Origin of the sequence: Nonomuraea sp. KM90, from assembly GCF_052246675.1 — a bacterium.
Classification (GTDB): Bacteria; Actinomycetota; Actinomycetes; order Streptosporangiales; family Streptosporangiaceae; genus Nonomuraea.
Map to the genome: position 1 here is coordinate 83953 of NZ_JBQQCB010000031.1, position 10680 is coordinate 94632.

At 71.5% G+C, this 10680-nt stretch carries 13 protein-coding genes; 7 read left to right on the plus strand and 6 right to left on the minus strand.

The window, feature by feature from the left end; all coding sequences use genetic code 11:
• Positions 1-179: 179 nt before the first annotated feature.
• Both ACTWPW_RS28175 and ACTWPW_RS28180 read right to left on the minus strand, forming a co-directional pair.
• Positions 180-1445 carry an ABC transporter substrate-binding protein gene (locus ACTWPW_RS28175; RefSeq protein WP_443170409.1) on the minus strand — a complete coding sequence of 422 codons (1266 nt, stop codon included), beginning with the start codon at positions 1443-1445 and terminating at the stop codon, positions 180-182.
• A 68-nt stretch (positions 1446-1513) separates the two neighbouring features.
• The gene (locus ACTWPW_RS28180) at positions 1514-2383 is read right to left on the minus strand and encodes an AraC family transcriptional regulator (RefSeq protein ID WP_443170410.1); all 870 of its coding nucleotides are present in this window, start codon (positions 2381-2383) and stop codon (positions 1514-1516) included.
• Positions 2384-2485: 102 nt separating this feature from the next.
• Between ACTWPW_RS28180 and ACTWPW_RS28185 the strand changes: the two genes are divergently transcribed.
• Positions 2486-3253, plus strand: a complete 768-nt coding sequence (locus tag ACTWPW_RS28185) for a phytanoyl-CoA dioxygenase family protein (protein WP_375112805.1) — start codon at positions 2486-2488, stop codon at positions 3251-3253.
• A 35-nt stretch (positions 3254-3288) separates the two neighbouring features.
• Here ACTWPW_RS28185 and ACTWPW_RS28190 read toward each other — a convergent pair whose 3' ends face one another.
• The gene (locus tag ACTWPW_RS28190) at positions 3289-4923 is read right to left on the minus strand and encodes a multicopper oxidase family protein (RefSeq protein ID WP_443170411.1); all 1635 of its coding nucleotides are present in this window, start codon (positions 4921-4923) and stop codon (positions 3289-3291) included.
• Complete coding sequence (locus tag ACTWPW_RS28195; RefSeq protein WP_443170412.1) at positions 4913-5323, minus strand: hypothetical protein; 411 nt, start codon at positions 5321-5323, stop codon at positions 4913-4915. The genes ACTWPW_RS28190 and ACTWPW_RS28195 overlap by 11 nt, the downstream gene beginning before the upstream one ends.
• Before the next feature lie 99 nt (positions 5324-5422).
• Here ACTWPW_RS28195 and ACTWPW_RS28200 point away from each other — a divergent pair, with 99 nt between their 5' ends.
• On the plus strand, positions 5423-6322 hold the full coding sequence (locus ACTWPW_RS28200) for a LysR substrate-binding domain-containing protein (protein WP_443170413.1): 900 nt from the start codon (positions 5423-5425) through the stop codon (positions 6320-6322).
• A gap of 99 nt (positions 6323-6421) precedes the next feature.
• Here ACTWPW_RS28200 and ACTWPW_RS28205 read toward each other — a convergent pair whose 3' ends face one another.
• Positions 6422-7360, minus strand: a complete 939-nt coding sequence (locus ACTWPW_RS28205; RefSeq protein WP_375112809.1) for an RNA polymerase sigma-70 factor — start codon at positions 7358-7360, stop codon at positions 6422-6424.
• A 204-nt stretch (positions 7361-7564) separates the two neighbouring features.
• Here ACTWPW_RS28205 and ACTWPW_RS28210 point away from each other — a divergent pair, with 204 nt between their 5' ends.
• The 5 genes from ACTWPW_RS28210 to ACTWPW_RS28230 all read left to right on the plus strand — a co-directional run bounded on the left by ACTWPW_RS28210 (position 7565) and on the right by ACTWPW_RS28230 (position 10144).
• Positions 7565-8071, plus strand: a complete 507-nt coding sequence (locus ACTWPW_RS28210) for a carboxymuconolactone decarboxylase family protein (protein WP_443170414.1) — start codon at positions 7565-7567, stop codon at positions 8069-8071.
• A gap of 31 nt (positions 8072-8102) precedes the next feature.
• Positions 8103-8870: an SDR family oxidoreductase gene (locus ACTWPW_RS28215; protein WP_443170415.1), complete on the plus strand. Its 768-nt coding sequence runs from the start codon at positions 8103-8105 to the stop codon at positions 8868-8870.
• A gap of 289 nt (positions 8871-9159) precedes the next feature.
• Complete coding sequence (locus ACTWPW_RS28220) at positions 9160-9345, plus strand: CBS domain-containing protein (protein WP_443170416.1); 186 nt, start codon at positions 9160-9162, stop codon at positions 9343-9345.
• Complete coding sequence (locus tag ACTWPW_RS28225; protein WP_443170417.1) at positions 9342-9536, plus strand: hypothetical protein; 195 nt, start codon at positions 9342-9344, stop codon at positions 9534-9536. Before ACTWPW_RS28220 ends, ACTWPW_RS28225 begins: the two co-directional genes overlap by 4 nt.
• Positions 9537-9538: 2 nt before the next feature.
• Positions 9539-10144 (plus strand): CBS domain-containing protein, encoded by a 606-nt coding sequence (locus tag ACTWPW_RS28230; protein WP_443170418.1) that lies wholly within the window; start codon positions 9539-9541, stop codon positions 10142-10144.
• Positions 10145-10236: 92 nt separating this feature from the next.
• Here the strand turns inward: ACTWPW_RS28230 and ACTWPW_RS28235 are convergent.
• Positions 10237-10680 (minus strand): sensor histidine kinase (locus ACTWPW_RS28235; protein ID WP_443170419.1); only part of this gene is annotated, 444 nt, incomplete at its 5' end.

A 10680-nucleotide genomic window follows, 5' to 3' on the forward strand; every position in this document is an offset into this window, starting at 1 on the left:
GGTTCGACCCCGACCGGCCGCCTGGCCTCCATCCGGTGCCACGCGCTGGTCATGGCCGGCTCCCGCGACCCGATCACGCCGCTGTCCGCCGCCCGGGAGATCGCCGACGGCTGCCGGGGGCGCGTGAGGTGAGTGCTGACGAGGGACGGGGTGCAGGTGTCTGTGCCGGTCGGGCGGTGTCAGTCACCCGGCTTGTGGGTGCTCCAGTACTCGTCGGCGGCGGCCTGGATGCCGGCCAGGACCTCCCGGTAGCCGGCCGGTTTGACGACGAAGGCGCTGAAGCCGTCCAGCGCGGCCGTCAGCACCGGGGGCGGCGTGGCCTCGAAATAGCGGTTGACCAGGCGGTGCTCGCCGCTTCCCGCGGCCTTGCTGACCTGCGCGATGGCCTGGTCGGCGATGGCGACCTTGGGGTTGGCCGAGACGTCGCCCCTGGCGGTGGCCCACTTCTCCTGGGCGGCCGAGCCCACCCACCACTTCAGGTACTTCATGCTGGCCTCGGGGTCGGGAGCCTTGGCCAGCGAGCAGAGCGGGCCGCTCTCGAAGATCATCGAGGTTTTGGGGAGGGCCGGGTTGACGTTCGGGATGACGAAGAAGCCGTAGTCGGTGCCGGCCTTCATGCCGCGCTGGGTCATGCTCGTGTTGAACCAGGTGCCGAACGACACCATCGCCGCCTTGCCGGTCTTGAGCACGTCGCCCGGGTCGGTCTTGTCGCCGGGGTTGGTGAAGTAGCCGGCGTCGATCATCGACTTCCACCGCTCCATCACCTGGACCACGCCGGGGTCGGTGTACTTGGCCTGGCCGGTGGACAGGCGGTCGTACAGGTCGGGGTCGGTGCCGGCGAGGAGTTGCTCGAACCAGACGAAGGAGAACAGCACGCTGGTGTGGTAGAAGGCCTTGACGCCGTTCTTCTTGAGAGTGTCGGCGACCGTGATCAGCTCGTCCCAGGTGGACGGTGGCTGGAGATCGTACTCGTCGAAGACCTTCTTGTTGTAGAACATGCCCCAGTAGGCCGCGTTCAGCGGTACGCAGTACTGCTTGCCGCCCACCGTGTAATACTCGGCCAGGTCCGCGGACAGGTCGCCGTTCTTGATCGCCTCCTGCCACAGCGCGGTCGTCTCCGCCACCTGCTTCTGCGCGACGATCTCCGCCAGCCGCCCGCCCGTCGTCCAGGTGAACAGGTCGGGCTTGACGTCGGTGCGGAACGACGCCTTGATGAACGCCTGGTACGTCGGCTCGTCGGTGTAGCCGACCGGCTTCATCGACAGGCCGATCTGCTGCTTGGACAGGACGCCCATCTCGTCGAAGTATTTGCTCCAGGCCCCCTTGTCGTTGTAGAGCTTCAGCTCGGTCTTCGCGGCCTGCGGCGCGGCGCCGCCGCCCGAGGAGCAGCCGGCCAGGACGAGGGAGATGAGGGCGGCGACAAGCAGTGGACGCGACCGGTTCATGCCCGGCCTCCTGTTCGCTCACAAGTGCTCACGGTGGGGGTGAAACGGGCCCGTGGCGAGTCATCTAATCACTTGATATCTTGGCTGTCCATAGCCGCGGGGACCACGGCCCGCCGCGCCTCCTCCCGATACTCGCGCGGCGCCATCCCGTACCTCCGCTGGAAGAGCCGGCCGAAATACGACTGGCCGGAGAACCCGCAGCGCTGGGCGATCTCCCCGATGCCCTCCGTCGTCGTGGTCAGCAGCAGGGCGGCGTGCTCCAGCCGGCGACCGGCCACGAAGGCGACCGGGGTGCAGCCGTAGTGACGGCGCATGGAGCGGGCCAGGTGCCCGGAGCTGACCGCGGCCAGGGCCAGCAGCCGGGGCAGCCCCTCGCGCAGGTTCTCCTCCCGGCTCATCGCCACGCAGGCCGACACCAGCCAGCCCGGCCGCCGGTCCACCGCGGTGCCGTCGGCGCGCTCCAGCACCGGGACCACCGCCGTCCAGAGCCTGACCAGGTCGAGCACCCGAGGCGTACCGGTGCAGGCGCCCAGCACCCGGGCGAACTCCGCGGCGACCGGCCCGTCCAGGTCCGTACGCGCGATGAGCGGCAGCTCGCGCCGGTCCCACTCCGCCGTGCCCGCCAGCCCGGCGAGGTCGGCGAAGGCGCGCCAGCGTTCGCTGGGGAAGGCGATGTTGACGAAGCGCATGCCCACGGCGGTGGCGGCGAACTCGTGCAGGTCCGGTGGCCGCACCAGCATCAGGTCGCCCGCGCGCAGCGGCATCTCGGCGTCGCCCACCCGCTGCGTCCCCGCCCCGGCCGTGACGAGGACGAGCTCGTGGAAGTCGGCGTGCGTGTGCGGCTCGGGCCGGTCGCGGTGGCCGCCGGTCACCGGCACCAGGGCCGCGTGGTACGGCAGCCCGGCGGCGAACTCGACCCAGCGCAGGATGGTCGACATGTCAGGAAATTAATAGTTATGGGGTGACGAGTACTAGTAACACGGGCCGCGGAGCCCGAAGAATCCGGATCGACGCCCCGCCCACGGCCCTCAGAGGAGCACATGGTGATCACGGAAGTCGACCGGACCCTCCAGGACTACGACCGCGACGGCTACACGATCTTCCGCAACGTCCTCGACCCGGGCCTGATCGCCGAGGCGAGCGACCACGTCTCCTGGCTGCAGGCCAAATACCCGGACCGGCTCGGCGAGGACCTGGCCACCGAGCTGGTCGCCGGCGACCCCTTCTGGGTCCGCCTGGTCAGCGACGAACGGCTGCTGGACCTCGCCGAGCTCTTCGTCGGCCCCGACATCGCGCTGTTCGCCTCGCACTACATCAGCAAGCCGCCCTTCTCCGGCAAAGCGGTCCTGTGGCACCAGGACGGCGCGTTCTGGCCCCTGGAGCCGATGCGGGTGGTCACCCTCTGGCTGGCCGTCGATGAGGCCACGCCGGAGAACGGCTGCCTGCGGGTGATCCCCGGCTCGCACCGGGAGGAGCTGCACGAGCTGCGGCAGCGCGACGACGTCGACAACGTGCTCGGCTCGGAGAGCGCCGTGACGGTCGACGAGTCGAAGGCCGTGGACCTGGTGCTGTCACCCGGCGACGTGGAGGTGCACCATCCGAACATCCTGCACGCCTCCAACGCCAACACCTCGCCCAGGCGCCGGTGCGGGCTGACGATCCGCTACATCCCGACCTCGACCCGGATCACCAGCGAGCAGCAGCCGTTCGTCTCCGCGCTGCTGCTGCGCGGCGACCCCGGCGTGAACGTCTACCAGCCGTTCCCCACGTACGTGCCCGGCGTGCACATGCCGTTCGCCGGCGCCTGACGCGCGCCCACCGGCGGCAGGCGCCGGACGTGCCGCTAGATGATCTCGAGGTTGGCCATCATGCCCATGTCCTCGTGCTCGGCGTTGTGGCAGTGGAAGAGATAGCGGCCGCGGTAGCCGTCGAAACGGGTGATGATCTCCACCGCCTCGCCCGGCCGGAGCGAGACGGTGTCCTTGAGCCCCGCGTCGTGCGCCAGCGGCGGGCGACCGCTGCGCGAGAGCACCCGGAAGCCGGCCAGATGCAGGTGTACGGGATGGTGGACGTCGGCGACCAGCCGCCACACCTCGACATCGCCGAGACGGGTGGTGACATCGGTGCGGGCGGGATCGAACGGCCGCCCGCCGATCAGCCATCCGTGGCCGCCGCGCATCCGCCCGGTGCGGAAGGAGAAGTCGCGCACCCTGGCGGCGTCCGTCCGCCGCCAGGTCGGCAGATCGGTGGAGAGCGTACGGGGGATGCGGCTGCCGTCGGTGGCGCGGCGGGCGATGCGGAAGGCCATCACGTCGCGCGTACGGCCGGAGCCGAGCCGGTTGAGGAGTCTGACGCGGCTGCCGATCGCGAGACCGGAGAAGTCGACGATCAGGTCGTGGCGTTCGGCGGGCGCGATCGGCAGGAGCCGGTGGGTGACCGGCGCGGCGAGCAGCCCCTGGTCGGCGCCGATCTGGACGAGGTCGAGCCGGCGCCCGTCGTCGGTGACCGCTTCGAGCTCGTAGTGGCGGGCGTTGGAGGCGTTGAGGACGCGCAGCCGGTAGCGGGCCGCGTCGGCCTCGTGCACGGGCCACGGGGCGCCGTTGACCAGGATCACGTCGCCGAGGACGCCGGCGAGATAGGCCTCGTGCACGCCCGGCCGCTCGCGCAGGGTGGGGTCGAGGGCGGGGTAGGCGAGACCGCCGTCGGCGGCGAACGCCCGGTCGGCGATCATCAGCGGCAGTTCGCGCGGCCCCGCGGGCAGGCCGAGATCGTCCTCGGCGGCGTCGCGGACGATGTGCAGCCCGGCCAGGCCGCGCCAGATAGCGGGGGCGGTGAAGTCCATCCGGTGGTCGTGGTACCACAGCAGCGCCGGCCGCTGGTCCAGCGGGAAGGTGTAGTCGCGGGTCCGCCTGGTCACCACGGCCCGCGGGTCGTGCATGCCATGCCTCACGTGCACGGCGGCGTCGGGCCGTTCCATGGGCCGTTCCGCGGGCTGTTGCTCGGGCTGTTGCTCGGGCCAGTGCTCGGGCAGGACCAGGTCGGTCGGGTATCCGTCGGAGGCCGCGGGGGTCCGTCCGCCGTGCAGGTGAACGACGGTGGGCACGGGCAGGTCGTTGCGGTGCGTCACGGTGACCGGCCGGCCGCGGCGCGACTCGATCGTCGGCCCGGGGAAGGTGCCCTCGTACGTCCACAGCGGCGTCTTGAGGCCGGGCAGGATCTCCGCGCTCGCCTCGCGCTGGGTGATCTCGTAACGGTCGGTGCCGCCCGAGGTGCGGACCGGCTGCAGCACGGCAGGCATCGGCAGCGGCACCTGGAAGGGCGGCGGCAGCGGCACGGCGCTGCGCAGCTCGGCACCGGTGACCGACGGCCGGCGGGCCAGCGCGGCCGAGGCCGACAGCCCGGTGGCCGCCATCAGCCCGAGCGCCCCGCCGATGCCGAGGATCCGCCGCCGGCTCGGGTCACGGCCCTCAACGCGCATCGCGGGCCTCCTGCCGCAGGAGGGGCCGCCGCCAGACGGCGATGAACTGCACGACGAGCGCGGCGACGGTCATCACGCCCAGCGGGATGTGCAGCCACAGCGCGCCGTCCAGGCCGGCGAAGTACTGCACCGTCTCGGCCGCCACCACCGCCGTCGTGGTCAGGAACGGCCAGGCCTGACGCATGCGTACCCAGACCGTGATCGCCACGAGCACCTGAAGGCAGCCGAGGGAGGTGACCACGTCGGCGCCGATCGCGTGCCCTCGCAGGCTGTCGTAGTCGCCGGTCAGGTAAACCCCGGCGAACACCGGCTGGCCGGCGATCGCCACCAGGTGCGCGCTGACGACGGCCCGCAGCGTCCACCCCGAGCGTTCCGTCCGCTGCGCGGCCACGGTGAGCATGTGAATCCCTCCTCGCTCTGCTGTCGTTGGGGCGAGATTATGGCTCGGGAGTTATCTTGTCTAAGATCAATATTGCTATGGCGTTATGCTCGGGGAGGCATGATGGAGCTGAACTCGCTCAGGCAGTTCCTGGTGGTGGCCCGGCTTGAGCACCTCAGCCGGGCGGCCGACGAGCTGCACGTGGCCCAGCCGTCGCTGAGCCGGACCATCACCCGGCTGGAGAGCGAGCTGGGCGCGCCGCTGTTCGACCGGAGCGGCCGGCTCCGGCTGAACGACGCGGGCAGGCTCTTCCGCGATCACGTCGAGCGGTCCCTCGGCGAGCTCGAGGCGGGACGGCGTGCCGTCGCCGCGGCCACCAGCGAGGGCCTGGGCACCGTACGGCTGGCCTCGGAGACCTTCCTCACCCTCACCGGGCCGCTGGCGGCCTACAAGCGCGCCCATCCCTCGGTCGAGATCGAGCTCCAGTGGTCGCCGGCCGAGGACATGGCCCGCCGCCTGCGGTCCCAGGACGTCGACCTGTGTGTCGCCTCGCAGCCGATCCACGCCGAGGGCCTGGAGTCGGTGCGGTTGTTCGACGAGGCGGTGGGCGTGGGCACGCCGCTCGATCATCCGCTGGCGGGCCGTGCTTCCGTGAGCATCGACGAGCTCGCCGGCCAGCCCTTCGTCACCGCCCGCAAGGGACACTGGATCCGCCGGCTGCTCGATCGGCTGTTCGCCGCGAGAGGCCTCACTCCGAAGATCGTCTGCGAGAGCGACGAGCACAGCGCCATCGCGGACCTGATCAGCGCGGGACTCGGCATCGGCCTCGTCCCCGGCTTCGCCCGCCGCAGCGCCACGCGCACCCCCGGGACCTGGATCGCCGTCGACAGCCCCGACTGCCGTCGCACGGTCACCCTGTGCTGGGGCGCCGACAGCCACCTGTCAGCCGCCGCCCGCCTGATGCGCACCACGATCACCGGCTGGGACTGGACCACCGGCGAGCCCCGGGAGCGACGCTGACGATCGGCTCGCGCGGTGGGCACGACGCGCCCCGGGGCCTGGCCCTCCCGGCACGATCCTGCGGCCCGGGCCGGCCCGTGCCGCAGGGACGTTCCGGTCTCAGCGGCTCACGACGGTTTCCCGGTCCACGCGCGACAGCTTCTCGGGATTGCGCACGTGGTAGGCGCCGGTGACGTAGCCGTTCTCCAGCCGCACCGCCACCACGCCGTCGATCTCCCCGTTGAGCCGGATGAGCAACCCGGGGCCACCGTTGATCTGCACCAGCTCGGCGGACCTTTCGGCGTCGCGCTTCCACCAGCCGACGGCCAGCAGGCGAGCCACCTGGCCGGCACCCACGACGGGCCGGAGCAGGGCATGCTTGATCCCGCCGCCGTCGCTCAGGGCGACGACGTCCGGCGCCAGGATGTCGAGCAGGCTCTGCAGGTCGCCGGTCTCGACCGCGCGCTGGAATGCCTGGAGTGCGGCTCGGGTCTCGGCCGGGGAGGCGATGCCGCGGGGCCGGCGCGCGGCGACGTGTGCCCGGGCCCGGTGGGCGATCTGGCGGACCGCGGCCGGGCTCTTGCCGACGGCTTCGGCGATCTCGTCGTACTCCAGATCGAACACCTCGCGCAGCACGAACACCGCCCGCTCGATCGGCCCCAGCGTCTCCAGCACCAGCAGCATAGCCATCGAGACGCTGTCGGCCAGCTCGACGTCCTCGGCCACGTCGGGCGCGGTCAGCAGCGGCTCGGGCAACCACGGCCCGACGTAGGACTCCTTGCGCCGATCGAGCGTACGCAGCCGGTCCAGCGCCTGCCGGGTGACGATCCGTACCAGGTAGGCACGTTGCTCCCGCACGGTGCCGAGATCGACGCCCGCCCATCGCAGCCAGGTCTCCTGCAGCACGTCCTCGGCGTCGGCGGCCGAACCGAGCATCTCGTACGCGACGGTGAACAGCAGGTTGCGGTGGGCGACGAACGCCTCGGTGGCGGAGTCCACGCGCTCGGCACGATCGAGCGGCCCGGCCGGGCCCGCGGTCCGTTCGCTGTGCTCGCTCATCCCCGGCTCCTGCCTGTTCGCTCTCACCACTGCCACACGCACAAGACGCCGGTCCCCACCGCCCTGTGACACCCACGCTCGGTAATCCACGTCACATGATCGCGCTGTCACAGCGGCCGGGCCGCCGGCGTCTCGTGTTCGTCAGGACGCCGCTCGGACGATCCGGGCGGCACGCAACACACCACGAGTTGGGAAGACCTCACCATGTCCGCACCCACGACGACCAACCAGGAAGACCTGCGGTCGCGTATGCCCAACCCCCTCCGGTTCGTCCCCGAGATGGCGGCGATCGCCGAAGGAGTGCACAAAGCCGTCGGGAACGGTTCGATTCCCCAGACCACCATCAGCCTGCTGCAGCTCCGCGCCGGGCAGATCCTGGGCAGCACGTACTTCACCGTCCGGGAAACCGGCAACCTCCGCCAGGCCGGGGAACCGGAGGAGCGCATCACCGCCGTGGCGACCTGGCGGGACGCCCCTTACTTCACCGGCGAGGAACGGATCGCGCTGGAGCTCGTCGAGGCCGTCCTCACCCCGAACCCGTCCGGGGAACGCGTCCCCGACGAGCTGTACGCCAGGGCGTCCGCGCAGTACGACGACAAGGCGCTCTGGTCGCTCGTCCTGGCGATCGGTCACATCGGATTCTTCACCCCGGCCGCTCTCATCGCCAAGCCGATCCCCGGCAGGGCCCCTGGCCAGAACTACAGCGAGTGACACCATTCGGCACCCAAGACAGGGACGAAGCATGAGCATCAGCAAGTTCGCCGTGGCAGGGGCAACCGGGCGGCTGGGACGCCACGTCGTGGACGTCCTCTCCGAACGGGGGCACCAGGTCGTTGCGATGTCCCGGGCCACCGGCGTGGACATCATCACCGGTGAGGGCCTCGCCGAGGCCCTCACCGGGGTCGACGTCATCATCGACGTCGCGTCGTGGCACGGCTCCGACCAGCAGGCGGCAACGGAGTTCTTCCGCACGGCGACCCGCAACCTGCACGAGGCCGGCCGGCAGGCGGGAGCCGGCCAGATCGTCATCGCATCCATCATCGGCACCGACAAGGCCACCGCCGGTTTCATCGCCGCCCAGCAGGTGCACGAGGAGGCCAGTCTGTCCGGCCCGCTCCCCGCCCGCATTCTGCGGGCCGCGCAGTTCCACGAGTTCGTCGGTCAGCTGCTGGACTGGCAACCGGGCGACGTCGCCTACATCCCGGCCTTGCCCACCCAGCTCGTGGCCTGCCGCACCGTGGCCGAGGAGCTGGTGGACCTGGCCACCGACCGCGACGCGCCCGCCCAGCCCGCTCCCGGGACACCGATCCCCGAGATCGCCGGACCCCGCCGGGAGACCATGTCCGAGGCGGCCGCCCTCCTCGGCGCCCGGCGAGGCGTCAAGGTCGTCGGCGTCGACGGCTCCGGCATGCCCGACGCCGAGACGGCCGCCGGCGGCGGGTTCCTGCCCGGCCCGCACGCCAAGCTCGCCGGCCCCACCTTCCAGGAGTGGCTCAACGCCCAACCCTGACCCGGACGGGGCCGGACGGGACCGGACGGGACCGGACGGGGCCGGACGATGGCCGGCGCGGATGGGCGCAGCTCGGGCCTGGCCGTGCCGGCCAACGGCGGACCAACGACTGTCCCGTTCGGGGACCTTCTCCTCTGAGGAGCGCCGCTTTCGCGAGGTGTGATGAAGGCGACCGACCAGGAGGACGGGTGAACGCCATCGCGCACCGGGACGGCGGACTCGAGATCGCCGAGTCCGGACCGGCCGGCACCCGCGTCCTCGTACAGCAGCCGGAGAAGGGTTGAGTGCCATGCGCATGACCGTCGCGGACGTGATGACGGACCAGGTCGTCACGGTCACCGCCGCCACCCCGTTCAGGGAGATCGCCGAAGCGCTCATCTCCGGCGGCATCAGCGCGGTGCCGGTGCTCGGTGACGATCGCCAGGTGATCGGCATGGTGTCCGAGGCCGCCCTGCTGCGCACGCCGAGCCGATGACCAGCCCTCCCGTCACCGTCACGGCCGCCGCGGCCGCGGTGGAGGCCGCCCGCCTCATGGACACCCACGACGTCAAGCGCCGCACCGAGGCCGCCGTCGCGGTGCGCATGGCCGGCCGGGTCAACGGCGTGGTCGACGTCGTCGACGAGCTCAGCCGGAAGCGGGACGACTCCAAGTGGGAAGGCATGTAGTCATGCTCGTACGCGAGGTCATGACCAGCCCGGCCATCACCGTCCGCCGCACCGACCCGGTGCGGCGGGCCGTCCGGGCCCTCTACGACAACGACATCACCGCCGCCCCCGTCGTCGACGACTCGGGCCGCCTGGCCGGCGTGGTCAGCGAACTGGATCTGCTGCGCGGCGAGTTCGAGCCGGACCCCCGCGCCACCGTCCTGCCCCCGCATGCGGCGCGTGAGCCGGCACCGCGGCTGGTCATGGAGGTGATGACCCGCGAGGCCGCCACCGTCACCGAGACCACCGACGTCACCACCGCCATCGAGCTCATGGTGGGCAAGCGGATCAAGAGCCTGCCCGTCCTGCGCGGCGCCGAGATCGTCGGGATGGTCAGCCGCCGCGACCTGATGGCCATGCTGGCCCGCCCGGACAGCGAACTCCGCGCCGCGGTCGAGGCCGCGCTGCGCGAGCAGTATCCCTTCGGCCCGAGCTGGGAGGTCACCGTGCACGACGGCGTGGCCGAGCTGAGCGGGCCGCCCCACGAGCCCGCCGACCACATCGCCGACCTGCTGGCCCGCACGGTGCCCGGCGTCGTCCGGGTCAGGCACCTGAGGAACCCACCGTGACACGCCCTTCGGGGTTCGCTCCCACCCGTCATGGCCGCCGCCCCCACAGCGGCCCTCGTACGGAGTTCCGCACGGTACGCCGGCACCCGACGTCAGGGGCGGTTCGGCGGAACCCCGTTCGCGAACCGCACGGTGATGGACAGGCCGCCTTCCGGGCGTGCGCCGGCGGTGAGGGTGGCGTGGTGAGCCTGCGTGACGGCATTGACGATGGCGAGGCCGAGACCGTAGCCGTCCCGGCTGCCGTGACGGTCGGGCGCCAGTTTCTGGAAGGGGTGAAAGAGGCGCTGGACCTGGTCGTCGGGGACGACCGGCCCGCTGTTGGCGACCGTGAGGGCCACCTGCGTGCCGGAGGTGTGCGTGGTGACCGTCACCTGCCCGTCTGCGTGGTTGTGGCGGATGGCGTTGTCGACGAGGTTGGCGACGAGGCTCTCGATCAGTCTCGGGTCTCCGGTCGTCGCCGCGGGCGTCAGGTGTTCGGCGAGGTCGATGCCTTTCCGCGTCGCCTGGTCGCGGCGGGAGGCGAGCACTCCTTCGAC